The organism is Nitrospira sp. SG-bin1 (genome assembly GCA_002083365.1).
In the GTDB taxonomy this organism is placed as follows: domain Bacteria; phylum Nitrospirota; class Nitrospiria; order Nitrospirales; family Nitrospiraceae; genus Nitrospira_D.
In genome coordinates this window covers 23,456-48,847 of record LVWS01000006.1, presented here as the reverse complement: position 1 = coordinate 48,847, position 25,392 = coordinate 23,456, and the positions used below count along the sequence as shown (strand labels likewise).

The 25,392-nt window shown below is 51.5% G+C and carries 20 protein-coding genes; 15 read left to right on the top strand and 5 right to left on the bottom strand.

The genetic code is table 11. From position 1 onward, the window contains the following. The 9 genes from A4E19_13630 (at position 1) to A4E19_13590 (ending at position 11,178) form a co-directional block, all read left to right on the top strand. Complete coding sequence (locus tag A4E19_13630) at positions 1 to 1,065, top strand: hypothetical protein (GenBank protein ID OQW37439.1); 1,065 nt, start codon at positions 1 to 3, stop codon at positions 1,063 to 1,065. A gap of 179 nt (positions 1,066 to 1,244) precedes the next feature. Continuing rightward, on the top strand, positions 1,245 to 2,255 hold the full coding sequence (locus A4E19_13625) for an alkanesulfonate monooxygenase (GenBank protein ID OQW37450.1): 1,011 nt from the start codon (positions 1,245 to 1,247) through the stop codon (positions 2,253 to 2,255). Between the two features lie 100 nt (positions 2,256 to 2,355). After that, the gene (locus A4E19_13620; protein ID OQW37438.1) at positions 2,356 to 3,978 is read left to right on the top strand and encodes a D-alanine--poly(phosphoribitol) ligase; all 1,623 of its coding nucleotides are present in this window, start codon (positions 2,356 to 2,358) and stop codon (positions 3,976 to 3,978) included. Positions 3,979 to 4,025: 47 nt separating this feature from the next. Further along, the gene (locus A4E19_13615) at positions 4,026 to 5,750 is read left to right on the top strand and encodes a hypothetical protein (GenBank protein ID OQW37437.1); all 1,725 of its coding nucleotides are present in this window, start codon (positions 4,026 to 4,028) and stop codon (positions 5,748 to 5,750) included. A gap of 77 nt (positions 5,751 to 5,827) precedes the next feature. Then, positions 5,828 to 6,100 carry a hypothetical protein gene (locus A4E19_13610; GenBank protein OQW37436.1) on the top strand — a complete coding sequence of 91 codons (273 nt, stop codon included), beginning with the start codon at positions 5,828 to 5,830 and terminating at the stop codon, positions 6,098 to 6,100. 421 nt (positions 6,101 to 6,521) lie between these two features. Then, the gene (locus tag A4E19_13605) at positions 6,522 to 7,733 is read left to right on the top strand and encodes a hypothetical protein (GenBank protein ID OQW37435.1); all 1,212 of its coding nucleotides are present in this window, start codon (positions 6,522 to 6,524) and stop codon (positions 7,731 to 7,733) included. A 609-nt stretch (positions 7,734 to 8,342) separates the two neighbouring features. Further along, on the top strand, positions 8,343 to 9,029 hold the full coding sequence (locus A4E19_13600) for a hypothetical protein (protein ID OQW37434.1): 687 nt from the start codon (positions 8,343 to 8,345) through the stop codon (positions 9,027 to 9,029). After that, positions 9,026 to 9,949, top strand: a complete 924-nt coding sequence (locus A4E19_13595; GenBank protein OQW37433.1) for a hypothetical protein — start codon at positions 9,026 to 9,028, stop codon at positions 9,947 to 9,949. Before A4E19_13600 ends, A4E19_13595 begins: the two co-directional genes overlap by 4 nt. A 32-nt stretch (positions 9,950 to 9,981) precedes the next feature. After that, complete coding sequence (locus A4E19_13590; GenBank protein OQW37432.1) at positions 9,982 to 11,178, top strand: hypothetical protein; 1,197 nt, start codon at positions 9,982 to 9,984, stop codon at positions 11,176 to 11,178. A 358-nt stretch (positions 11,179 to 11,536) separates the two neighbouring features. On the opposite strand, the gene A4E19_13585 is transcribed toward A4E19_13590, so the two are convergent. Further along, the gene (locus A4E19_13585; protein OQW37449.1) at positions 11,537 to 11,935 is read right to left on the bottom strand and encodes a hypothetical protein; all 399 of its coding nucleotides are present in this window, start codon (positions 11,933 to 11,935) and stop codon (positions 11,537 to 11,539) included. A 370-nt stretch (positions 11,936 to 12,305) separates the two neighbouring features. Between A4E19_13585 and A4E19_13580 the strand changes: the two genes are divergently transcribed. Next, complete coding sequence (locus A4E19_13580) at positions 12,306 to 13,784, top strand: hypothetical protein (GenBank protein OQW37431.1); 1,479 nt, start codon at positions 12,306 to 12,308, stop codon at positions 13,782 to 13,784. A gap of 436 nt (positions 13,785 to 14,220) precedes the next feature. Here the strand turns inward: A4E19_13580 and A4E19_13575 are convergent, their stop codons facing one another. After that, positions 14,221 to 15,585, bottom strand: a complete 1,365-nt coding sequence (locus tag A4E19_13575; GenBank protein OQW37430.1) for a hypothetical protein — start codon at positions 15,583 to 15,585, stop codon at positions 14,221 to 14,223. Between the two features lie 1,649 nt (positions 15,586 to 17,234). Between A4E19_13575 and A4E19_13570 the strand changes: the two genes are divergently transcribed. Both A4E19_13570 and A4E19_13565 read left to right on the top strand, forming a co-directional pair. Continuing rightward, positions 17,235 to 17,501, top strand: a complete 267-nt coding sequence (locus tag A4E19_13570; protein ID OQW37429.1) for a hypothetical protein — start codon at positions 17,235 to 17,237, stop codon at positions 17,499 to 17,501. A 219-nt stretch (positions 17,502 to 17,720) separates the two neighbouring features. Continuing rightward, positions 17,721 to 17,951, top strand: coding sequence for a hypothetical protein (locus tag A4E19_13565; GenBank protein OQW37428.1), 231 nt, complete (start codon positions 17,721 to 17,723; stop codon positions 17,949 to 17,951). Positions 17,952 to 18,262: 311 nt separating this feature from the next. Here A4E19_13565 and A4E19_13560 read toward each other — a convergent pair whose 3' ends face one another. Next, on the bottom strand, positions 18,263 to 18,847 hold the full coding sequence (locus tag A4E19_13560) for a hypothetical protein (protein ID OQW37427.1): 585 nt from the start codon (positions 18,845 to 18,847) through the stop codon (positions 18,263 to 18,265). Positions 18,848 to 20,478: 1,631 nt separating this feature from the next. On the opposite strand from A4E19_13560, the gene A4E19_13555 reads away from it, so the two are divergent. Both A4E19_13555 and A4E19_13550 read left to right on the top strand, forming a co-directional pair. Further along, the gene (locus tag A4E19_13555; protein OQW37426.1) at positions 20,479 to 20,748 is read left to right on the top strand and encodes a hypothetical protein; all 270 of its coding nucleotides are present in this window, start codon (positions 20,479 to 20,481) and stop codon (positions 20,746 to 20,748) included. Then, the gene (locus A4E19_13550; GenBank protein ID OQW37425.1) at positions 20,745 to 21,728 is read left to right on the top strand and encodes a hypothetical protein; all 984 of its coding nucleotides are present in this window, start codon (positions 20,745 to 20,747) and stop codon (positions 21,726 to 21,728) included. Before A4E19_13555 ends, A4E19_13550 begins: the two co-directional genes overlap by 4 nt. A 21-nt stretch (positions 21,729 to 21,749) precedes the next feature. Here the strand turns inward: A4E19_13550 and A4E19_13545 are convergent, their stop codons facing one another. Beyond that, positions 21,750 to 22,805 (bottom strand): hypothetical protein, encoded by a 1,056-nt coding sequence (locus A4E19_13545; protein OQW37424.1) that lies wholly within the window; start codon positions 22,803 to 22,805, stop codon positions 21,750 to 21,752. A gap of 856 nt (positions 22,806 to 23,661) precedes the next feature. Beyond that, complete coding sequence (locus A4E19_13540) at positions 23,662 to 23,928, bottom strand: hypothetical protein (protein ID OQW37423.1); 267 nt, start codon at positions 23,926 to 23,928, stop codon at positions 23,662 to 23,664. 150 nt (positions 23,929 to 24,078) lie between these two features. On the opposite strand from A4E19_13540, the gene A4E19_13535 reads away from it, so the two are divergent. Beyond that, on the top strand, positions 24,079 to 25,374 hold the full coding sequence (locus A4E19_13535; protein OQW37422.1) for a hypothetical protein: 1,296 nt from the start codon (positions 24,079 to 24,081) through the stop codon (positions 25,372 to 25,374). Positions 25,375 to 25,392 lie beyond the last annotated feature (18 nt).

Sequence of the window (25,392 nt, the reverse complement as noted above, 5' to 3'; positions counted from 1 at the left end):
TTGATGAACCAGCCACTCGTCAGTGTTGTGATCCCCACCTACAATCGAGGCTATTGTCTCCAGAGGTGTCTCGACAGTGTTTTGATCCAATCGTACCAAAATGTCGAAATTCTCCTTATTGACGATGGTTCTGAGGATGGCACGGGTGAATTGGTCAAGCGTCTCTATGATGGCGATATTCGAATTCGGTATGTCTATAAGAATAACAAAGGCGTTGCCGCAGCTCGAAATCATGGACTTCGATTGGCTGGTGGTGAGTTCGTAGCGTTGCTGGATTCCGACGATATATGGAAGCCATGGAAGCTGGAGCTTCAACTGGCTGTGATGGCTCACCTCCCTGAAGTCGGCATGGTGTGGACGGACATGGAAGCTATCGACGCAACGGGCAATGTCTGTGATCCGAAATATCTTCGAACGATGTACCACGCCTATGGCTGGTTTCCCGATTCGGCCTCACTGTTTTCTGGTTCTTGTGCGCTCTCGTCAATTGTCCCGAAACTAAGTATGCTGGTCGGCGATGTGTCGGTTAACTTTGGCAATATATTCTCTCCCATGATTATGGGTAGTCTAGTCCATACGTCAACTGTGCTTATTCGGAAGGATCGACTAGCAAGGGTAAGAGGATTTCAAGAGCGTTTCCGCTACGCAGGGGAAGATTATGATTTTCACTTGAGAATATGCCGAGAAGGTCCCGTAGCGTTTGTTGATGCGTCGTCCATTCAGTACCAAGTCGGTATGGAAGATCAGCTGACCCGTCCACGGTACAAGGCTTTTGTGGCGGTGCACTCACTCAAGACGATTCGCCCAATTTTGAACGAGGAACGATCGCGCATTTCATTGGCCCCGTCGCTGATCAATGACATGTTGGCGAACAGCTATGCGTGGCTTGGCGAGACGTTGTGTGATCGGGGGAAACGCCGCTACGCAAGACGATATTTCTATGCGAGTCTCCGCTATAAGCCATTTCGCGTACGGCTTTACTATCTAGTTGTGCTCTCGATGATTACACCGCCGATTGTGCGCCGTGTGAAACAGATGGTGCGTCGCCTGAAGGGATGGCAATGACGGATAGTTGCGTAATCGCTTCACGGGCTGGTGGCGCATAAGCGGCTAACTTCCCTTCATAGCTCCCTGCCCATAAGAAGCCTGAGTAGATTTCTCCACCCCTTCCATCTGCGGCACTCTTAGAATTCCCAACAAAAGAGGTGTGATTCATGAAACCGCACCAACCCCATGAGAACGGCATGGAATCAAGTAACGGAGCGCCCAATGTGCAGGTGTTCTCCACCTGCCCGCAATCGAGCATGTGTGAGAAGAGCGAATACCTGAAGCGCGTTGCTGAGGTAGCTCGCTGGAGCGAACAATATGGATGCAAGGGCATTCTGGTATACACAGATAATTCGATAGTCGACCCCTGGCTTGTCGCCCAGCAGGTGATTCAACAGACCAGTTCGCTGTGCCCTCTCGTCGCAGTACAACCTATATATATGCACCCTTACACCGTGGCGAAGATGGTCGCTTCACTCGGCTACCTTTACGGTCGGCGGATCTTTCTGAATATGGTAGCAGGTGGGTTCAAAAACGATTTGAACGCGCTCAATGATACGACACCGCACGACAAACGATATGAGCGCATGATCGAATATGTCACGATCATCAAGCAACTCTTAGCAAGTGGTAATACTATCAGCTTTGAAGGTGCCTTTTATAAGGTCGACAAACTTCGGATGACTCCCCCATTGCCGGCCGACTTGTTCCCGGGAATTTTTGTCTCAGGATCGTCAGGGGCGGGGTTGGCAGCCGCGGAAGCCATGGGCGCAACGGCGATCAAGTACCCAAAACCGCCAGGCGAGTATGAAAACCTGCCTATTCAACATGGGTCAAACGAGCCGGGTATACGGGTGGGTATTATTGCGCGAGACGATGAAGAGTCAGCGTGGATGGTTGCTCATGAACGGTTCCCGGTAGATCGCAAAGGCCAGATCATGCGTAAACTGGCCGAAAAGGTTTCAGATTCTGTCTGGCACAAACAATTAGCGGGGTTAGGGGCGACGCAAGAGAATAATCCATATTGGTTGGTTACGTTTGAGAGCTACCAGACCAATTGCCCATACCTTGTCGGTAGTTACAAGAAAGTAGCTGAAGAGATAGCTCGTTATGTTCGGCTTGGTTTCCGAACGTATATTCTGGACATTCCGCCGAACGAGGAAGAGTTGCATCATGCGGGAATCGTCTTTAAGCAAGCCACTGTATGATTACTATGGCTCTTCATCCATAGTCCTGTCGCTCCGATAGCGGCAGTTGGGAGCAGATTCGACGCCGCCTCCCCAACGTGCTCGCCTCTCTGGTCATATCGTGAAAGTATCATTGCTGCAACAGTGGGTTACACAGCAGAGTGAGGCGTTTCCAGAGCGTGTTGCGATCGTTTTTCGACATGAACGGGTGACATACGGCCAACTTGAGCAAGCATCCAACTCATTGGCGAGATTGCTCAAAGATGCCGGCTGTCGAAAAGGAGATCGCATCTGTTTTCTTATTCCAAAATCACCCGCAGCTCTTGTAAGCATGCTTGGCATCCTCAAAGCCGATTGTATGCACGTCCCATTGGATCCCTCAAGTCCTGCACCACGCCTTGCCAGGATTGTGCAAGCCTGCCGGCCTCGCGCGATCCTTGCGGGTGGACGAGTGAAGGCATTGTTGAATGAGGTACTGGCCACGGCTCAGGGGATTGCGAAACCTTTCGTCGGATGGATGGAATCTGATGCAATGGCGGGACAAGAGGTTGTGGCCAACTTTTCGTGGTGTGATCTTCAGAGCTATGCAAGTCATCCGCTCGATTATCGCAACACCATAGAAGATCCTGCGCATATCCTCTTTACATCGGGTTCCACCGGGAATCCGAAAGGGGTCGTGATTACACACTCCAATGTCATCCACTTCATCCGCTGGGCCGTGAAATATTTTCAGGCAAGCCCGACAGACAAGATTTCTAGCCACCCACCACTCCATTTTGATCTCTCTACTTTCGACGTATTTGGAACATTCTCTGTTGGTGCAGAGCTGCATCTGGTTCCCATGGAATTCAATTTGCTGCCGCATAAACTATCGGAGTTCATCCGCTCCTCGGAGTTAACACAGTGGTTTTCAGTCCCCTCCCTATTGACCTATATGGCCAAACTAGATGTGGTCAAGGCGAACGATTTTCCAACCCTCAAGCGCCTGTTATGGTGTGGAGAAGTGTTTCCAACTCCGGCACTGATGTATTGGATGAAACGTCTTCCAACCGTTCAGTTTACGAATCTTTACGGTCCGACGGAAGCCACGATCGCTAGTAGCTATTACACTGTGTCTCAATATCCGGAGGACGAGCGCGCTGCGGTCCCCATTGGAACCGCGTGCGATGGGGAAGAGCTGTTGGTATTGGGAGATGGCTTGAAGCCTCTCCCCTTAGGGGAGATTGGTGATTTATATATCGGAGGGGTTGGGTTGAGTCCTGGGTATTGGGAAAATCAGGAGCAGACGGATGCGGTATTTCTGCGTGATCCCAGAAGCAGCGATCCATCAGCTCGCATCTACAAGACAGGAGACTTGGGTAAGGTCGGGAAAGACGGCCTCGTCTACTTTATTGGAAGGGTTGATTCCCAGATCAAGAGTCGTGGTTACCGGATCGAGCTCGGTGAGATTGAAACCGCCTTGAACGCTCTCCATTTAACAGAGGCTTGTGCGGTAGTGGCGGTCAAGACCGATGGGTTTGAAGGCCACGTCATCTGTTGCGCATACGTGCTTCCGAAGGGTTCGGATCTTACGCCGGCAAGCTTGCGTTCGGAACTTGGAAAGACGGTCCCTCCCTATATGCTCCCTGCACGTTGGGTGGTCCTCGATCAGATGCCGTTGAATGTGAACGGGAAGTACGATCGGAAGAAGCTGAAAGATCTCTTTACAGAAACGACTTCGATGCCTGGCACCTCATTAGACTAAAGTAGGTAAAGATGAAAATTTTGGGCATCAGTGGATTAGAAGGTCAGATGCCATTCAAGCAGAAACGCTGGCCATCGTTGGACGAACGTGAATACCGTATTTCACAGGGCCATGACTCTGCGGCTGCACTGGTCATCGATGGGCACATCGTCGCGGCGGTTGAGGAGGAACGATTCAATAGGAAAAAGCATTGCGGTGATTTCCCGGTCAACGCCATCCACTATTGCTTGAAGGAAGCCGGGCTCAGCATCAACGACATAGATGAGATTGCTCACAGTTTCGATTACACGCCGTATCAGAAAGTATATGCAATGGATCGAACCGGGGCCGAGTTCTACCGGGAAGTACTTTCCCGTGAGGCCCTGCTCGAATCCATGAAGCGAAACCTCCCTGTCTTTCCAGTGGAGCGTGTACACCATGTCGGACATCACCTCGCCCATGCGGCGAGTGTCTATTTCACCTCAGGATGGAACGAGTGCCTCGTCGTCATTGTCGATGGTATGGGAGAAGCCCACAGTGTGACGGTATTCCACGCCCATGATGGACAGCTCACTAGACTTCATCAGATTCCGGCTATGGATTCGATCGGCATACTGTATTCACTCGTCACACTCCATCTCGGGTTTGACTTTAATGCAGACGAATACAAGATCATGGGATTGGCCCCCTATGGCGATCCCGAACGATACCGGGCATTTTTCGATAAGCATGTTGAGTTAGCGGAGGGGGGATCGATCCGGATTCCAATTCTTCGCCTAAACCGAACTCGGGAGGAGCGCGAACACTACGTCGTAACCCGTCATTACTTGAACGAGCATCTGATCAAGGAGCGGCGGCCGGATGAGGAAATTACATCGGAACATGAAAATATTGCGGCAGGTCTGCAGGCCTGTCTTGACCGGACTCTGCAGCACATCTGCGGATATTTCGGAAAAAAGATAGGGCTTCGCCGGCTTGCCCTGGCAGGAGGCGTGGCTCTCAACTGCACATCAAACGGCAAGTTGCTGAGGTCGGGACTGTTCGAGGGGATCTATATCCAGCCAGCGGCCGGAGACGATGGAACTGCTCTTGGAGCGGCACTGTATCGATCGGCATTCGCCAAAGAGGTCGTGAATAAGCGCTTGTCTGTCCCCTTCTTTGGTCCGTCCTATACTGAAGAAAAAATTGCTATGGCTGTGGCGGAATTTGAAGATCGCGTCGAGGTGCAAAGATTCGGAAAACTTGATGAAGTCTGTGAGACAGCCGCTAAGCTCATTGCCGCTGGGAAGGTCGTTGCCTGGTTTCGTGGGAGAATGGAATTTGGTCCTCGCGCCTTAGGGCATAGGAGCATCCTCGCCGATCCTGGACATCCCGGCATGCGAGATCGGATCAATGGTATGGTCAAAATGCGCGAGGCGTTTCGACCTTTTGCCCCGGCCGTCTCATTGGAACAAGCGTCTCAATGGTTCGATGTTCCTCCTATGGCTGAACTTCCGTATATGATCATGATTGTGAATGTGCGTAAACAATACTGGGCTGAGTTACCGGCAATTACGCATGTCGACGGCTCTGCTCGCGTCCAGACGGTATCCGCAAGTGATAATTCGGACTTTCACAGATTGTTGAAAGCGGTCGGAGAGACGACCGGTCGCGAGATGGTGCTGAACACGAGCTTCAACGTGAAGGGTCAACCGATTGTCAACACCCCACAGGAAGCTCTGGACACCTTTCTCAGAACCGGAATTGAATTTCTCTTCCTTGAAAATATGCTGATTAAAAGACGGGAATCCTGAAAGGCTTGTATCGGAGGTAATTGCGGCATTGACCGGAACGCCATCGACAACGGCGTCTGGAACATGAGACGGGAGGTGTGAGCGTGACGGAAATCGAAAAGGTTCAGAGTGAAATCACCATGCTCATGGAGAGAAAGGTACATGTGAAAGTTCCTTCACCCACTACAAACTTGATGGAGACCGGTCTGTTGGATTCGATGGGGCTGGTGGATTTGATTGCGGGGATCGAGGAGCAATTCGGCATTCAAGTTCCTATGGAAGAAATTTCGATCGATCAATTTCAATCTGTAGCAAGGATGGCCGATTTTGTTTGTCAACAGAAGAACATTAAGTTAGCAATCCATAACTAGACGTGGTCGCTGAGATGTAGAATCGAACTCTCAAGAGGATAGCTATTATATAAAGGTATACCCGTTCCCTCCGAATCTGACATCCTCAAACGGCAATAATCTGTCTCCAAAATCATTGAGAGAGTGAGGACATGTCCTTCTACATACTCCATGCTCATGGCTGTGTGACGAGAGATATAATCCCCCCCGGTAATCTAAAGGCCAGTGCCATCGAACGGAAGACGGATCCTTGCTCATCCTTCAAGTCAATTTATGGCCGACCAAAGAAGTCAATCTACATTGGCGAGTGTGTGACCTCACCGTTTCCTCACCATACGTTTGAAACTACATTGCCTCCTCTTGCCCATCGACAATAATTCCACGCAGTGGCAAACCTAAATAGTCGCGTTTCCTTTTGATCATGCTTACAACTGCGTCACACATGGAACAGAATCTGAGAGCTTTGCAGGAAGGGGCGGTGGGTCCATCCGTCGCCAACGTGTGCACTTCCGTTGTCACTACGGAAGCTGCTTTTCTCAGCCTTCGGGACGAATGGGATGAGCTGCTGGACCAGAGCGAACAAAGCGTTTTCTTTCTCCGGTGGCATTGGAACTACACATGGTGGCGCTATTTGGCTCCCCACGATAGTCACCTTTTCCTGATTACATGTCGTGAGACAGATGGCAGGCTTATCGGGCTAGCCCCATTGTATTGGCACAGGCATCGAGTGAGCGGCATTACCTATTTGAACGAAATCCTTTTCCTAGGCACTGGCGCGGTAATCAAGACGAGTGAATATCTGGATATCATCGCGTTACGAAGATATGAGAACCAAGTTGCTCAAGCTGTTGCGCGTTTTCTGCGACAGCAACCCGGATGGGACCGATTGTGGCTGTGGGGAAGTCGCTCTGAATCGTCGATGCTTTGGCACTTTCGAGACAAGTTGGGCGCCGGTACAAGACTTACTTCATGTGATCGTTCTCATTACCGCACCCTACATGGTGATTGGCAGTCGACTCAGGCTAGTCTTGGAAAGTCAATACGTACGAACATTTCCTATTACACTCGCCGACTGTTCAAAACTCATGAATGTATCTTCCGCAGCGTAGACTCACTTGAGGAGTTTGGGCCCGCAATGGAAGCTTTTATTACCTTACATCAGGCACGATGGCAGTCCAGAGGCAAACCTGGTTCCTTTATGCAATCTCGCTTCAAGGATTTCCTCACTAATGTCATGCAGGAGAGCATCCGTGAAAATTGCCTAAGGTTTTGGGTGCTGGAGATTGACAAGAAGATTTCTGCGGTGCTCGTGGGGTTTCTACACGAGGGCATCCTGCACTACTTTCAGGGTGGATTCGATCCAACTTATGCCAAAGACAGCATCGGCACGGTTATGCTCGGACTCTGCATGAGAAGCTGTATTGAGGAAAAGGAGGTTAGAGAATTTGATTTTATGGGTGGTGAGTCAAGCTATAAGAAGCATTGGACAAGAGCAACAAGAGAAATTATCGAGTTGGAAGCGTTCCAACCCGGGTTCCGTTCGTGTTTCTACAATACGGTCAAACGCCTGAAGGATGTCGCCGCTCCGGCATATCGTGAACTTGTACCATCACGTATTAGGATGGCGGTACGAAGCACTTTGGGGGCTGAGTAGCCTACAGATACATCCCAGACACCGGCGGTGGTCGACGGAATGTGCTCGCACCAGTAGTGGAGAGTGTAGCCCCATTCAAGACCTCGACATGTCATCCCTGACGAAAACGGTGCTGAACAAGATGTCGGTTGTCGTGTTGAGCGATGTCGCCTCATTGAAACAACACGTCCCGGCCTGGGAAGATCTTGTAGCGACAGCAATTGAACCCAATGTGTTCTATGAACCTTGGATGTTGTTGCCTGCTCTGGAGCTCTATGGAGCCGGCGCAGACATTTGCGTCGCGCTTATCTATGGACCTCATCCAACGCATCGACTTGGCGATCCCGTTCTATGTGGGCTTATTCCCCTGGAGCGAAAGCGTGTGTTCAAAGGGCTTTCGGTGTCATCCCTAAGTCTTTGGCAACACAAGTACTGCTTTCTATGCACTCCACTCATCAGACTGAACTACGGGGAAATCTGCTTGTCCACGTTTTTCGACTGGCTGGCCCACAACTCTTTAAAGGTTGACTTCGTCGAGTTTGGCTGTGTGCGAGGGGATGGACCATTTTACCAGTTTTTATCGACTATCTATATCGCCACCCGACACACAGCAATGATTCGGACGGCTATTTGCGGGCGCTCTTTATCCAAAATTGCAACTCTGAAACCTATCTCCAGAACTCTTTATCGGGCAAGCATAGAAAGGAACTCCGGCGACAAGAGAAGCGTCTTGCCGAACTTGGTGCATTGGAATATGTCTCACTTCATCCAGACGAGCCGGCAACGCCATGGATCGACAAGTTTCTAAAACTTGAAGGCCTTGGATGGAAGGGAGAGGAAGGAAGTGCGTTTGCCTCAAATGATCTCGACGAAGCTTACTTCAGGACCATTACTCAAGAGGCTCATCGGAAAAAACAATTGATGATATTAGCCTTGAATCTCAACGGGAAGCCGATCGCGATGAAATGTAACTTCATCGCAGGAAAAGGCTCTTATGCATTTAAGATTGCATTCGACGAAGCCTTCAAGGCCTATTCCCCTGGAGTCCATCTGGAGATGGAGAATGTACGGCTGTTGCATCGCTTGCCGGATATTCAATGGATGGATTCGTGTGCCACTCCTAATCATTTCATGATCAACAGGTTGTGGACTGCTCGTCGAACGATCAAGAACATCAGGATCGGCTGCAGTGGTGCTATGGGGAATCTCTTCCTGGCGTCGATTCCCCTGTTTCGTTGGCTCAAAAGAGGCATCATTGAGGGTTCTACGCAGTCTCACAAGAACAAGGCCGGAGAAAGAGAAGAGGTGAACTCATGAATGCAACCCAACTCAATTCCGACCCTCTCTCGGACTTGGCAACGACAACAGCTCAACTTGTTGAGGCAGATCCCCAACTCTTCAGCGAGAAATTTCACGCTCGCCCGTTTCTGATTCGGCACCATCTCGCCAGCCACCCGCTGTTTACTCTACCCAGCCTGATCGCGCTTTCCAAGCGTTTGCCTGAAGACCATGTTGAATATAATTCCGGCAATCTTTCCGTGAACCAAGAGTATTCAATGACTCCTCGCAGCGGCTTGTCCATTGAGGAGACGATCCGTCGAATCGAGGAATGCTCTTCCTGGATGGTGTTGAAGTTCGTGCAGGAGGATCCTCTTTATGGAGAACTCCTGAACCGATGCCTCGACGAAATTAGACCTTACTCAGAGAGTATTGAACCAGGGATGCGTCAACGAGAGGGGTATATTTTCATTTCGTCTCCGTTGTCAGTAACACCCTATCACATTGACAACGAGCACAACTTTCTATTGCAAATCAGTGGCCTGAAGACGGTCTATCAATGGGATCCGTGGGATCGCGCTGTGCTACCCGAGTTGGAGTTGGAAAGATTTTACATGGGCGGACATCGGAACATACCGTACAAAGATGAGTACGCGAAGCGAGGCTATCGGTTCGACCTGATCCCGGGATTGGGGCTGCATTTTCCAGTGAATTGTCCGCATTGGATTCAGAATGGGCCTGAGGTCTCCGTGTCATTCAGCATTACGTTTCGTACGCCTGCTTCTGATCGTCGTGCGCTTGCATATCAGGCCAATGCGATGTTGCGAAGGTTGGGCATAGGTCCAACGCCAGTCGGACGGAGTCAGTGGCGCGATTATCTTAAGGTGCAGACGCTTCGGGCCTGGCGAAAAGGGTTCTCTCTTGTTGGGCTAGATTCAAGGGCGAAAACGTCGCGATAGTGAAATCTGAACGCTCTTACGCGGTCATGTCTATGGCAATGCCACTGGTATCAGTCGTACTTCCTACCTACAACCGAGCCGATACAATTCAGCGGGCCATCCGCAGCGTCCAATCGCAGACCTTTTCGGATTGGGAACTCATCATAATCGACGATGGGTCCAAGGACAACACGACAGACATTGTTGCCGGGCTCGATCCTCGGTTCCATGTTGTCAGGCAGACAAATCAGGGTGTGACTGCGGCCAGAAATGCGGGGTTGCGTCGGGCAATAGGGAGATATCTCGCATTTCTGGATTCCGATGATGAATGGTTGCCACATCATCTTGAACTTGAGACGGCATTCTTGGAAGCACACACCGATGAGCAGTTCGTGACCGCTGAGATTTGGGAACATTTTGGGGGGCAGCGCTATGTGAAGCACTACCAGGTGGAAGCGGCCGATTGGTATCCGACATTGGCAAAGAAAATTGGCTCGCGGATGCTCGATCTTCCATGTGGGGAGACTGACAACTATCTTCGGTTCTACAGCTCTAAAAAACCGATTGGGGGGTGGGGCAGATCTATCGTTGAGAAGGCGGGGTTCAAAGATGTCTGCCATTACAGTGGAAATGTGTACGCACACTGGCGCTGGGGGTGGATGACCTGCTTACAGCCGACCCTGGTGAGACGAGGGGTTCTGGATCGAGTCGGCTTGTTCAATCCCAAGCATGGAATCCCATCAGATTTCATGTTTTTAGCCGAGTGTAATAAGCATTTCAGATCAAATATGCTCTCTATTCCGTCCTGCATCAAGCACGAGCTTGCGGGGAAGGGTGTCAAGCTGGGAGAGCGACACATCGGAAAAGGGAAGTCGGCATTTTATGTAGAGCAATCGATATATAATTATTTGAACGATGAATTTGCTCCCTCTCAAGTAGCAGAGAGAGAACTCGGTCGACTTCTTCAGCAGAAGGCACTCTATCTCGCTCATCTTGCCATGAGACATGGTCTGAGGTCAGACGGCCTTATATACTTACGGCAGGCTGCTGGTCTAAGCCCCGTTCCTTTGAAGGTTATGGGGCTGAAATTGCTGGCTACATTGGTCCCGCATGCGAAGATCTGTGGCCTGGTCTATGATGGCTGGTTGAGAGTTCAGTACGCATTCAACGCCTGGGTCAGCGGAAATGTGTCTTTGATAAGTCTGCTTCGAAAAGCCCTGCTACGCTTAAGCGGTAGGATGGGAGACTGACACTCCACCTATTACGGCAGCTTGCTGGTGTCGCCGAAACTAGAACAACGAGCTGATGCATTACGAGATTCAATATTTACATAAGAGTTGTGTTTAGGAAGGCTATCCCAGGGAGGCCAACCTGGAAATTCCGCACGAGTTCGTCATTATTTGCAAAGGAATAGACTAGCTGCGAATGTTGGGTGCGCTTTGCCGCTTCTAATCCTGATCCCACTAATTCTATGACTGGAATTGCCGGTGCAAATAGCGACTTGACCCCCCCATTGCGACCATTACCGCTCATGGCCCATCGTATTTTCTCAGTAAGATCGTGTTTTAAGAAGTCGATATCATAGGTATAACCACCCTAGAACCTATCTCAAAATTGTTTGGGGAGCATCGTGATGCAGGCGAGTTGCACGAAGCCGAGGAAATTGGAGGCGTAGTATTCCCAGCGGATCAGGAGCCGTCGTTTCCACTGGAGCCAGGCAAAGAAGCGTTCGACGAGCCAGCGGCGGTCGTATCGTCGTAAGTGGCGGCCGTCTTGCGTCTTTAGGTTCCGGGTGGAGCGATGGGGCGCAATGAGGTTGACGCCATCTTGCTTGAGGTCGTCATCGCGGCCATCGCTGTCATAGGCCCGATCGCCGATGAGATGCTCGGGTTTAGCCTCGAGCATGTAGAAATCGAAACTGAGTTGGACCAAGGTGACTTCGTGATAATTCGCGGCGTGCGTGCTGACCGAAAGTGGCAACCCGTGCCGATCCACAATCGCGAGAATCTTCACGCTCTTCCCGCGTTTCGTGAGGCCCACGGCTTCCCCGCCACCCTTCGCGGTGGCGAAGGTGGCGTCGATGAAGCTCTCGCGCTCATCAATCGTGCCTTCTTCCCGCAGCGTATTGGCCAGTTGGGTCAGGACCTCCCGCAGCACCTCTTGCTGACACCACTGTTGGAACCGACGATGGACGGTTTTGTAATTCAGATAGCACTGGGGGAGCAGATACCACTGCGCGCCGGTATTCAGAATCCAGAGCACCGCTTCCAACACCGCCCGATTGGGGATGGGCTTCCGCCCAGGACGGGAATCCGGGATGTGCTCTTCGGGAAAGTGTTCACGAATCCGCTCCCAGTGATCGTCCCGCAGCCGCAGCATGCCCGGACTTATACGGCTGGGCATTCATGCCGTCAACTATTTTGAGATAGGTTCTAATCACCAAGCCGACTACCTCGTACATCGCCTCAGCAATATCCTGGAGGTTGTCATGAAGTTGCCTCATTTGAAGGTTTGTTGTATCAGGGAATACGTGTGCGGGGTCGTGCTTATCACGCTGGCAGCCTGCACGGGACAGGGCAGCGACACAGCTAGTCAAGCACCAACACCGACACCAAGCAGTTCGTTTCTTAGCGATGCTGCCATTCATGCTCCTCCAACAACCGGCATGTATGCCTACAATACGTTCCAGCCTGGTGCTCATGGTTTCCCCGTCGTTGGAGGCACTTACACAGACCCTGTTTTTGGTGGAATTGTCAAAAGGCTTACCAATATCGGTTCTAATCAAAACAATGAGGACATCTATGCTCACCATTGGGCCAATGCGAACGGCACCTATGTATTCTCTCGTCAGGGCGCGGTCGCTGATAACTTCAAGATCTTAAGCACCATGACCGGCGACGAGATTCATGTGAACCAACCTTACGGGTCTTCTCCGGCCGATCTAGCTTGGGATCCGATCGATCCCGATAAATATTATTATTTCGACGGGGCAGATTTGGTTGAGCGTTCGGTATCCAGGCAGATGAGTACGCCCATCCACCGGTTCGGGGGGACGCTGGAGAGCCTGGGAGGGTCACTGGATTGGATCGACCGGACTGGAGATCTATTCGTCGTCAAGTGGGGCGGCCCTCCCAACGGCACTGCCAAGGTTTGGCGGAAGTCTACGAACTCGCTATACAGTGGAGAGGTGCCCCCCTTAGACCGTGATGGATGGGTGGCAATTACACCTGATGGGAACTATCTTGTGACAGCGGCAGGGGAATCAGCTCCACCCAACATTGAACACTATTCCTATCAAATCAATCATGCGGCAAAAACAATTGGGACAACACCAACTCAGTTTTGGGGACTCTGTGGGGATCATGGTGATCTTATATCCGCCTCGGATGGAGGCAATTATTTCGTGACTTTCGCATGTGCCAACTCAGTAGGAGTCTATCGTGTGGATATTACGAAAGATCAAGCAGGGAGGAGCGAAAGCCAACAGCTTGCAGACAATCTGTTATTGATTGATTTGTTGTCAGGCGCCCAGGACGGCCACTTTAGTGCTGTCTCGAAAGGTCTATTACGAGACTGGGTATTTATCGACACTGAGAGTTTTGACGGGGATGAGTTTGATTTTGTCCCGAATGGGTGGGTGCCCTACAAACAAGAGATTCTAGCTGTCAACGTCCTTACCGGAGAAATACGACGATTTGCCCATCATAGATCGCGAGGCCTCAGTTCAAGTTATTATGCTCAACCACGGATCTCCTCTTCCTGGGATGGCTCGATCATGCTTTGGACCAGTAATTATAACGTAAGCTCTCCCATTGGGTATGCGGACCTCTACAGTTTGAAGTTTGCCGGAAACTAGAATCTATCTCTTGATTCTTTTCCAAGAGGGCTCGTCTTGTGCCGCGCTGCCGTATGCATCAGCAAAGGCCTCGTCTGGTTGAACGTACCTGCATCGATCGCGTCGTCATCACCGCTTGTACTCGCTCAGCACGTCGATTGTTAATTTTGAGATAGATTCAAATGACGCAAGGGGCTTTTCATTTGAAAGAGCGGGATGGAAACGCGGGAGCCGCGAAGCGCCTCATGCAAAGCATGAAACAACAGAGCCCACGGCTGTCAGCCGTGGGCCCTTCATTCCAACGTGAGATCTTTACCCGGAAGGTGGGGCGATCTACCGTTTGCTCACAATCCTCCTCCTGAATGAAAGCATATCAAACCAAAGGAGGCTTCCTTGACTCCACTGTTAACCCAGTAATGATGTGAGGCCACCATGCTCTAAAGAATCTTCAAGATCACTAATTGACTGAGAGGTTTGTGGGTGACGGAGGAGGAGTGGTTGCATTTCCTCCGCTTCCACCTCCAATAAAGTTCATCCCGTAAAGGTCAGCATAGCCCACCGTCGGGTTCCTGTTGTAGTTGCTCGTCCACGTCAGCATCGAACAATCCCAGGAGGTTGAGATACGTGGCTGAGCATAGTACGCCGCTCCAACGCTCGGAGGAATCCTTGAGCGATGGTGCGCCAGCCTCCGTACCTCAAGAGTCATGACATTCATCGCGATGATCTCGCCACGGTAGACTGCCCATGGGCTCGGGAGCGATCCGCCGAACTGATCAACCCCGACGGCTTCCAGATCCGCGACGACCCAATCCTTGTTGGCGCCGATACATCCGCCCGAGATATGACCGTCGTTCGTCGTATTCCATTCCAGTGGAACAAGGCGCACGTTGTCAGCGATTTGTTGCGCCTCTGATCGCCCAGCTTGGTTGAGGGTGATGTCAACACGGTAGAGGCCAGGCTGTGTGTTGCAGTCGTAGGTGACGAAGTAATTTTTACCGTTGCTGGCACTCACGACCGCTCCGTGGTCGCCGCATTGAGTCCAAAAGTTCACGCCCGTTCCAGAAATAGAACGATTCACATGATTGATGGCATAGGAGAGATGTGAGTTTCCCGGTCCGGCAGCTGTGACGAGGTATTTCCCATCTGGAGTTATAGTCGTCCATCCGTCTGGATTAGCCGGTACGACCACTCCACTATAAACTACATTGATCGACCGCTTCCAGAGATGTGCAGTCCCATTGTAAGTAACCACAAAGAGATCGCCCGTTGCATCAATCCAGTTGAGTGAGCCTCCCATACCTTCAAGGGTTGCTGGAAAGGTGTGGATAGAGGTAGCAGTGCGGGCTGAGACTGACCGCTCCATCAGATTAGATCCATTGAGATAGTAATAGAGATTAGGATCCGTCGGGTGCCAGTTCATCTCAAAGCACGGATTGCCGCATGGAGTGTCGCTATCGATCACCGCTCCTGTCGTCGTGTTCAAAATCCTTACTGTGTTGCCAACCCGGCTGAACGTCATGGTACCGTTGGCATTTGACCAATGATGGCCATAGATGTCCTCGTTATTTTGAGCTGGATAGATATTCGTCAGGCGTCGGATCCTTTCGTTGAACACGGGATCGAGGTAGGATCCCCCAATCGCGGGAAAGCCCCCCGCACCAGGTCCAAACGAATTGTAGTCGAAGGTGCCACCAACGGGCGGCGCATGAACACCCGTGTCACTCAAGAACGCATGAGCGGTTGTGAGGCCTGCCGCCAGTAACAATGCTGCAATCATCGATGCTCTAATCTGATTGGACCTGCGTCGCACAACCCACGGCATAGGTAACATCCTTTTCATTGGTTGGTTCTCCTTCGGGGTAAAGCTATCTGCGAATTGACAAGGATCTTACTCAGGACTAGAACTCCCTTACATGTATTGACGATTGCCATCCAGATTATCTTCAAGTTGAGGGCGAGAGATTGTATTGCCAGGTTCTTACTTGCGCCGCTGTGGTCTCGAAAATCTTAATCATATTCCGGCGCATACGCATCTTGTTTCATCTACCTCCAGCCCTGATGCCGAGGATGGCAACGTCGACCAGGGCTTCGGGCAAATTGTACTGAAACCTTGGTATTTGAAACAGGAAACAGCATGTGGCGCCGTTAGGCGTCCTAACACCTTGGACGGTAATTGTCTGTGGTACCCAAAAAGCAAAATAGATGCCTGGCCAAAGATTTATATGAGATTCTTTAATTCCTGAGGATTTCTGGAACTTTTCACGCATGAAAATGGCTCAGCAATTACGCTGAGCTAGTATCAAATGTGTACGTGATATCATACATTGGTTCAATCGCGTTCTTTTGATTGCCATGCTATTTCTACCTTGCGGGAACTGTAATTTGGGCAGGTTCCTTTTTATCGCACCATTCAACCTTTCACCTTTCTAAATTTTCCTCGTCCGCAAATTCCTACACTCACCGCCAAAGGCTTGATTACTGCCAGACTGCAGCACCCAAATAGTAGTATGAGACGAGGATGGCCAAGAAACGGCTGACATATGCGGAAGCATGCAAAGCGGGAGTGCGATCGAACCGATTAGAGTACGCGGACGCTTGATGAAGTAATTGAGCTCCACACGGTGTGTATTAGGCAGTATTGTACGAGGAAAGACGTAGTTGGTGGCCGACGCTGCGGAGGAATTTCATCACCGAACAAAAGGAAAAGCGAGGTATTGTGAGAGCGCCGCTGTACAGTGATCAGTCCATTTAAGTATGGAGTTGACGTTGACCACGTTTGGAGACCGCTCTTAACCAGAGCAGAGAGCTTCGTCGGCGACCTGTTTGCCCTGACGTTGTGTTGCGACAAACTCATGCGGAGTCAGTTGCCCCAGTGAGTTGTGGTCGACGGTGATTGTATCCATCCGCCACGCTTCGAGGATCGCTTGGGCTTCGGCCGGCGAGGCGGAACTGATGCACGTTCAAACACTCATCACGCAACCGCCCGTTAAATGATTCAATGAAGGCATTTTCCATGGGTTTGTAAGGTCGAATGAAGGTGAGCTGGACGTCCCGCCGATAGGCCTGGTCTTCCAGGGCCTGCGGAGTTCCGTTCCATGATCAACGGTGATGGAGAGCGGGCTTGGTCAGTCACCGAGCACCCAATCAAGCACTCGAACGACGATTTCACCGGTCATCAGAAATCCCCCTGAAGGACCGGACTAGAGCAGCTAAGCTGATCAACGACCGTCAAAGCCGATAGGATTGCCGAGGTGGACATACTTCTCCCCAGAAATAGAAGGTTTGCTCCGCAATCCAGTATTGTCGGCAGAGATCGCCGATTGGGGTACCCGACTCGACTTGACGGAGACCATAAACGATCTGTTCTTCCAAGAATTTCGAGCGCTTCATGGGACCGCTCCATTCGCACGGATTGTCGATATCTTCAGTCTACTCCACTCATGAAGTGCCGTCGTTTTCGAGTGATACGACATGCCAGCATCCTTGATCCTGTTCGTTCCGGGGATGGCAGTAATTGGATCTAGTGGGCTCAAGGAAAGACTGCCCAAACCTTTGTCGACAAAGAGAACGGATCAGAAGGGCCAACTCCTAGAAGAGTTGGCCCTTTGTTTTTTAGAAAGAGTAAACGTAGTACTCCGCCAGGATTGGCGGCATGCATTGGATCATTGGATGGTCTTGCTAACCTCGTTGGAGGGTGCACTCTCACCGGCACTGTTATATGCTGTGACGACGAAATAATATATCCGACCCACGGTCAAACTGTTCACGGTCGTTGTTGTGACGGTGCCGACATTAATGGTTCTGGTATAGACGCGGGGAGCTTCGCCAACGTAGACTTTATAGCCACTGATCGTTGTACCGGTAACCGCGTTCCATCTGAGGGTTGCCGATGACGTGGCTGGTGGCGGCGGCGGCTGGGTAGAAGGCGAGATAATGAGCGTCACCGAGACTGTATAGGTGCACCAGGTGCCCATCTTGATTGTGATGGCGGCGTTGCGGGTGCCCGCTGTGAGCCCACTTGTCTTGACAGCGGCCGTGAGCTTCGCACTGGTGGTCACGGACGTTGTGGCCGGTGACACGGTCAGCCAGGTGGCATTGTCTGAAGTGGTAAGGGTGAGTGAGCCAGAAGCGGTTCGAGAGAAGGTTAATATCTGGTTTGGCGGGTTTGTCGCACCCTGCACTGCGTAGAAGGTCAACGATGTAGGCGTGACTTTAGGAGTATGGCACGCTAAGCTTTCAGAAGCGAGCCCAAGGCAGATGAATGTAGTAACCCCAATTTGTAATAACCAGGACATGGCCGAACAGTTATTATGGTGGCGAGATCGAGCTGTTTGCTGAGCGGTTTCCATTGAGTGCCTCATCCGTGTCTTCATTTTTTCTCTGTGATGAAGTATCATGCCGTGAGAGCCAATATGCCGATCCGTAGCGGGTTGCGAACCCAATCTTCTTAAATGCGACGAAGCATGTAGTGGTTCTGCCCAAGAACCACCTCGGTTAGCTTAAGAAGATTGAGTTGAAGGCGTCATCGCGGTGATCTCATTCGAGCAAATGCTTTCAGAATCGTTGAACGCACGAATAGCGAAAAAATATCGCGTGTTGGGTTCAAGCCCGGTGATAGTGATAGATGGAACATCGACGGCTTGGCTTTCGCCGCGGGTACATGCATTGGATCCCTCTGAACTTACTTCTGAGCCCGACTCTTCTAAATCCAATTCTTCTGAGCTTGCTTCTCCTGATGTGCGCTTTCCATAGTGGATGGAGTAGCCTGCTACCCTGATGTCAGAGGGAGGATCCCAGGTCACATGCGCGGTAATTCCAGCGTTTGTCGAAATCATTGCAATCACAGGATCTTCTTCTCCATCTTCTCCAACAGAATGGGCTGTCTCGGCATTACCACCTTGATCTGACTCCAGTCCTACCGTCGTGTCCGTCGGTGCGGAGAGACTGGAAATTACCGGTCCTCCTGCTCCCTCACCTGTGCAGCCGGTCAGCGATATAATTGGCAGAATCAAAAGCGCGCGATAGGCCATTGAGGTGATGGATTTTTGAGAGACATGGCGGACCAAGGACTCAAGCGTCAACATAGCGAGACTCCTCTAGGTAAATTGGTGTGGATTGTGGCAGAATCGAACTTTCACTTAGTGGTGATCTAAATGTGGAACAGAGGGAATCACCACACCATTCATCGTCTACCACGATGATGCTTCAGCAAAAGTGATGCCCGAGAGAACATGTTCAACTCGTTGTATTTTAGATGGTTCGAGTACGTAGTCGAACGGGGACGTGTAGGATGCGAAGGGTTTAACCTTCAGAAGGATCAAGAAAGAACAAGAAAAGGTCCCACTGATACTCAGTATTTCTTCCGACTCATTTCACAAAGATGATGGGGCGGGATCAATAGGAGCGTTTGCTGTGTTGAGCAGCCTCGAAAAAATCAGAACAAGAGGCCACCGCTCAATAAGATGACGACCGACAAGATGATGGTGTGATTGTAACTGTAGAGAGAAGGTTCGCGTTGCTAAACCACGAGGTAGGTATGTACTCTCCCTGGTGAATCAAATCAATAGATGCTCTTACTCACCTCGTTGGAAGGAGCACTTTCACCTGCACTATTATAGGCGGTAACCGCGAAATAGTATGTTGTGCGAGTATTCAAGCTGTCTACAGTATGAGATGTGAGGTTGCCGACGGTAATTGTTCTTGTATAGAGACCTGAAGCTGTTCCTATGTATATTTTGTAGCCAGCTAAGGTCGTATCGGAGACAGGATCCCATGCGAGGCGAGCCGTTGCTGTAGCCGATGGAGGGGGCGACACCGTCAAAGTTACTGGGACTGTCCTAGTTGCCTTTGTTCCGATTTTGATTGTGATCGTTGTGTCGTAGGTGCCGGCTGCGAGCCCACTTGTATTGACAGCTACCGTGATCTGCGCCGTTGTTGTCATGGGCGTTGCTGTCGGCGACACCGTGATCCAGGAGGCGTTCTCGGAGTTAGTTAATGAAGTTTGATTTGTACGTTTCCTGTAGACGGATAACGTCTGGTCCGGCGGGTTTGCTGCTCCTTGAACAGCCTCAAATGTTAGAGTTGTAGGGTTAACAGTGAGGGCTGAACATTCAGAGATTGGCCCCAGACCGATGAGAATTATGACTGCAAGAACTAGCCCGAACAACGGTGTGAGTGAATAGCTGTTCTTGCCGCGAGACTCCGTCATTTGTTGAGAGTATTTCATCACAAGCCCTCATCGGTATGTTTGTATTTCTTTGTATGTTAGGCGTCCTAATACCTTCTGCTTTTTGCCTGTGTGTGGCTGAAACGGGGAAGGCAAAAAAAGTGCCTAACCAGAAATTGTCTGCGATTCGTTGATTTTTGCCGAGTTCTGCGTGCTTTTAAGGTGCCAAGGGCTCTGCGATTGTTCTCGTAGGTGTTGTAAGTGTCAAATATGTACGTGATTTATGTGGTCTGTTGCGCGCCTTCTGGAACTAAGTCCTCTTGCTGGACATTGCACATGGAACAAGTCAGGCTTCCATCTCTGATGCTTAACGCGGGTACTCACGTTGTGTTACGACGCCGGTTCTTAACAATCCAGAGTATCTCCGTGGTACGCCTTACCTGTGAAAGATTGAAAAAACCTATTCATGGAATATCGTCTCCCGTATGATTCATATGGTTGCGGCATCAATCTGTTTTGGCAGACTAGTAAGAAGGTAGGAGGCCGATCATGCCGGCGGTTCGTATCGTGACAGAAGATGAGATATCATCTGCGACTGTCACGACGGCACACACTTCCGGGATGAAAGTCTGGGCTTATATCGGAGCGACCATGGCACTGCTCGCGATGATCGGAACATGGCTGGTCTGGTTTTCTGTATTTCTTCAACGGAATCTTCAGGAAGAAGACATTCGATCAGCGTGCCGTCGGGCGATGCCGGAGACAGCGGATCGATGCTTCGATACGGTAGTCATTCAGCGGGGAGGGATCCGGCGGTGAGGGGGGCGCGGCTGGTGCGTACCTCCTTGTGTTTAGTGGTGGTATTGTCGCCGCTGTTGACTTCCGTCACGTCAAGCTGGGCTCAGGATTCTGAGCTGCGGGCCCAACCGCGTGTAGAACTGTCGCTTCGATCATGGTTCTTTACAGCCGGAGAAACCATATGGAGCCACGATGCGTCCGGGCTCACCCCGCAACTTGGTGATCCTACCTCCGAACTGACGTACAAGGACAATGATACGCATCTTGTCGGGCTCGGTGCGAAACTATATTTGAGCCGCCGTTTCTTCCTAGATGGGGAGTTTGCATTTTCCGTAGATTTTGATCGAGGAACCTTGATCGATGACGATTATTTGGCCGGACAGCGGTTGTTTTCCCGTACCAGTAGCGACATTACCGGCAAAGGGACTTGGTATGTCAATGGGAACTTCGGATTTCGTGCGGTCGAGTTTCCACATGAACGCGGTCATCTCGATCTATTGGGCGGGTTTCAATACTGGAGGACGACGTACGAGGCGGCGGGAATTGATCGCATTGTGTGCGATTCTTCCGTCATCACGTGCGGCCCCACGTCGCCGACCTTGCCGGCGATCAAGAATACGACCCATTGGATCACGCCGCTCCATATCGGCGGACGGTTCGAATATCGAATTCTTCCAAGGGTCAGCGCAAACCTAAAAATACTCTTGTCTCCCGCCAGTGTTGTCTACAACGAAGACATTCATTTTCAGCGGAGTGATTTGCAACAGGATCCAAGCTTTTCCATGTGGGGCGTAGGGGTGGGTGCGAGCGCGGAACCTTCCATCAGTGTGAGGCTGACCCGTCATCTGACGCTTACCGGTGGGTATCGCATCATGTGGAACCGGACTTACTATGGGAAATGGGAAAATCATCCCGTCGGAAGCGGTTCCGACACCGCTCCGCTCACCGAATTCCAAACGCTCCGTCACGGCGCAACGTTCGCACTCACGGCGTCATTTTAGACGTTTCGGATAGTAGGCAAGTTACCGTCTTGATCGTCCTGCCGGCAGGGTTTCTGCTTCATATTCAAGGAAGAGTCGCTTCGCCTCCGGGTGAATCTGGCTGGGATGTCCATAAGGGATTCCCAACGTTCGGAACAACGGCACTAACTTTCCATCCGGATGCAGATAGCCGGCTCGGAGAGGCACGGTGCGCTTGTTGTGACGCACCAACCGGCAGACGGTGAATCGTATGGAGGTCAGCCAATCGGCGATGTCTTGCGGATTGCCGATCGAAGCGGAAAGCAGCAGGAGTCGAGCCTGTGCGGGACAAAAGATGATGGTTTCCTCCCACACCACCCCTCGCTCGGGGTCGGCGAGATATTGTGATTCATCCAAAATCACGAGTCCCAATGTATCCAATCTGACGTCGATTTCCCCGCTTGCGGCATCATAGAGCAGGTTGCGTAGAATTTCCGTGGTCATGATGAGCAACGGCGCCTGTCCGTTTTCCTGGCGATCCCCGGTCAGGATGCCGACTTTATCGGGACCGAAGATCCGTGAAAACTCTGTATATTTGGTGTTGGATAGGGCCTTAAGCGGTGAAGTGTAAATGACGCTGCGATTATCTTCCATGGCTCTGCGGGCCGCTTCCACTGCCACATACGTTTTCCCGCTGCCGGTCGGCACGCTGATCACGACATCGGTCTCACTCAAGGCGAGCAGCGCCTCACTCTGCCATGAGTCCGGCACAAACGGTTGAGGAGAGGGAACGCCGAGACCTTCCAGCCAAGCCGATAGGGAGATGGCGGTTTCAACAGATTCGGGCTCCGGTGCCCGTGGCGTTGCTTTCTTGTAAGCGGTCGGCGAGGGACGATGGGCGCGGGAGGATCCGGAGTCAGATCGAGTGTGCCGATCCCCCATCAAGGCCTGCAGATCGGATTCGAGGCCGGCACGGTTGTGGATCGAGTGTTGAAGGAGTAGCTCGATCAGTCGCTTTTTACCGGCTCGAAAGTGCCGCTGGACGCGTCCACGGGCGAGCCGATGCAAGAGCGAAACGGGCTGTTGAGCTAAGAGCTTTTCCAGTTCCTCAGTCGTCATGGGTCCTTTCTCGTCAGTTCACGCAGGATCAGTTACCGACGGTTGCAACAGAATAACGACGCCTAGGGACCAATCGGGTAGTGCTGCACAGGGCGTAAGTCCTTGAATGTTGGTATTCAAGGTTGGAATTCTCAAATGATTAGGCACACGACCCTGTAGAGCTTGCCACGAGGTATATTTGGCATGACTGGGAACATGTCATGTGCCCCATGACGATCATCGATCACGGTCTGTTGTCTATACGTAGGAGCTCATACGATGTGCTCCGAACATGCTGTGTTGCAGGCAATCCTGTAGCTTCTGCAGACAAGTATGTCGAACAGCGTAATGGTCTCGTCGGTGCGTGTCAATGGCACTGCCGGATGAGGTGGAACGGTAATGTCTTCCGTCACGTCATACCTTGTATTCTAAGGCTTCATGAACGTTAGTAGTCCACACTCTCATATCGCCTCATAGTTATTAAGCAAAAATAATGTAAGTAAAATGTCTCCCATTCTAAAGAGGGGTTGCCAGATCTAACTGAATGGGTGCCTACTGCCTCTCAAAAGGACGACCAATTCGTTAGTGTGGGTAGAATATGCCGAGCCTTTATCTCCGCGAGCGATCTCATTTTCATTGACCATCTCCGAGGCAACGGTGGCCGGTAGTTCCATGAAGCTCCTTGAAGAGCTGCTGTGGAGAATGTTTTGTATCCTGTAAGTCAGACATCATGCTGACTGATTCTTGAACATTGCGTTGTGCAACTTGGACAATACCGACGGGGGCGGAAGCGAAACCAGCTTCCGGTATGAAATAGCTATAGGTCGCAGAGGTGTTTCCTGTCGGGGTTGGTACATCTCTCATGCGTCGAGGAAAGTCAGTGCATGGCTGCGCGTGAGTAAGGAATAATCGAAGGAACATGAGCGACTGAGATGCCATCTCCGTCGGAACTCTTCCGTTGGTTGGAGAAAACCCCTGCACCATCGGCTCGCCTTCGTCCTCGCCAATGCAGCAGGATATATTGAGTAAAAGCGGAGTACATCTCTCGGACGGGATCGACCGCCTGGTCACCCGGTCGTTCCACATAGACAGGGTTGATGAGTTCGACCTGATTCGCGCCATCGCTGAACTTTCTCCTGACCATACCTGCTCACAAGACCGGCTACAAGCCCTTACTTCCGACCTCATTCGTATGAAAAAAAGCCGTGGCGCGCTGCTGGAGGATCCCTCCGTTACGGTTCGCCGCCTTCCAGGATCTTCATACATACTTAATGAGGTACGGGACCGCACCATCTTGGTTACGGGAGGGACGGGTCATATTGGAAAGGTCCTCATTCAGCGGTTACTTCCGTATGGACCCCGACGTGTGGTTCTAATCAGTCGATCGCCCACAGTCGGTGGCGCGTCATCTCATCGCGTCGTCCGCACTGTTCAAGCCGACGTCCGAGACCGTAACTCACTGACAACCCTCTTCGCGCGATACAGGCCGGACGTGGTGTATCATCTGGCGGAAAAGCGTCTGCTGCCGCCGAGTCTTGGTGAGATCCGGATGGCCGATATGATCTCAACCAATGTCTTTGGAACGCGGAACATTGTGGACTGCAGCCGCGAATTTCGGGCACGTCAATGCATAGTCGTTTCGACCGCAAAAGCCGTTCAGTATGTTCCATTCCACGTCTACGACCAGACCCAAAAGCTTGAGGAGTGGGTGACGCTGGCAGCCTCGGTTGACAATGGCCCTGCGTATGGAGTGATTCGCCTGCCCGATGTGCTCGATGACAGTTGGCTGCTTCACAAGATGAGAGGGGGAATGGCAAAGGGACTGGTCGCGCTCCAGACTCCTCATATCAGTTTTTATGCACAACAAGTGGGGGAGGCCGTAGATCTTCTCCTTAACACGCTGCCGTTGGTTGAAGCCGGGCAGGCGAGGATTGTCTCGTCAGAAGACCTTGGCTGGCCGATCAATCTGTTGGATTTGGCGCTCTACAAGATTTACGAGTCTGGTAGCAGGGCAGGTATCTACTTCACCGGAACGCCGCCGGGAAATGAAGGCCATGTTTTTCAAGGGGTGCTCGACTGGACGGCGCCGACCCGCCGCATACCTCATCCCTTGCACAATGCGCTGGAACACCGGATTGAAGATCCCCGTACGGCTGCCGCAGGTGTCAGGGCCTCTTACGCGCCACCTTGTGATGCCGAAATTGTGAGTGCCGTACTGGACCAACTGCAACGTGACGCGTCAGGAATACCTGACGGATCAATCCGCTTGCGAGCTTCTCTCCGGCGAGCGGTCTCTCGGCTGGCGCTCAAAGTGTTCTCGGAAACCAGCCCGGAACGTTTGGTGGAGATTGCACGATGGGGTGCCTCGCCTTCCATCCTGCGTCTGACGGGTACCGCCGTGATGCATCATCGCGACACGCTCATCCCGCTGATGCAGAGCCTGCTGCCGAAGGTCACTCCCCAACTTCTCTTTCGGTCAGGTTGGAACCTTGACGAATGGGAAACATTCCTTGGCGCTGCGAGTGAGATTCCCGAACTGAAAGAATTGGTGACGGAACGGATGTCGGCTCGCCGTTGCTCCATGGGATGAGCAACCCACGATAGTCTG

Bases quoted from the DNA above. Each gene is read 5' to 3' on its own strand.
- A4E19_13560 (OQW37427.1), bottom strand. From the start codon at position 18,847: ATGTTGACGCTTGAGTCCTTGGTCCGCCATGTCTCTCAAAAATCCATC.
- A4E19_13540 (OQW37423.1), bottom strand. From the start codon at position 23,928: ATGGTCAGGAGAAAGTTCAGCGATGGCGCGAATCAGGTCGAACTCATC.
- A4E19_13575 (OQW37430.1), bottom strand. From the start codon at position 15,585: ATGCCGTGGGTTGTGCGACGCAGGTCCAATCAGATTAGAGCATCGATG.
- A4E19_13590 (OQW37432.1), top strand. From the start codon at position 9,982: ATGGCAATGCCACTGGTATCAGTCGTACTTCCTACCTACAACCGAGCC.
- A4E19_13545 (OQW37424.1), bottom strand. From the start codon at position 22,805: ATGACGACTGAGGAACTGGAAAAGCTCTTAGCTCAACAGCCCGTTTCG.
- A4E19_13580 (OQW37431.1), top strand. From the start codon at position 12,306: ATGCCCGGACTTATACGGCTGGGCATTCATGCCGTCAACTATTTTGAG.
- A4E19_13570 (OQW37429.1), top strand. From the start codon at position 17,235: ATGCCAGCATCCTTGATCCTGTTCGTTCCGGGGATGGCAGTAATTGGA.
- A4E19_13615 (OQW37437.1), top strand. From the start codon at position 4,026: ATGCCATTCAAGCAGAAACGCTGGCCATCGTTGGACGAACGTGAATAC.
- A4E19_13555 (OQW37426.1), top strand. From the start codon at position 20,479: ATGCCGGCGGTTCGTATCGTGACAGAAGATGAGATATCATCTGCGACT.
- A4E19_13625 (OQW37450.1), top strand. From the start codon at position 1,245: ATGGAATCAAGTAACGGAGCGCCCAATGTGCAGGTGTTCTCCACCTGC.
- A4E19_13605 (OQW37435.1), top strand. From the start codon at position 6,522: ATGGAACAGAATCTGAGAGCTTTGCAGGAAGGGGCGGTGGGTCCATCC.
- A4E19_13595 (OQW37433.1), top strand. From the start codon at position 9,026: ATGAATGCAACCCAACTCAATTCCGACCCTCTCTCGGACTTGGCAACG.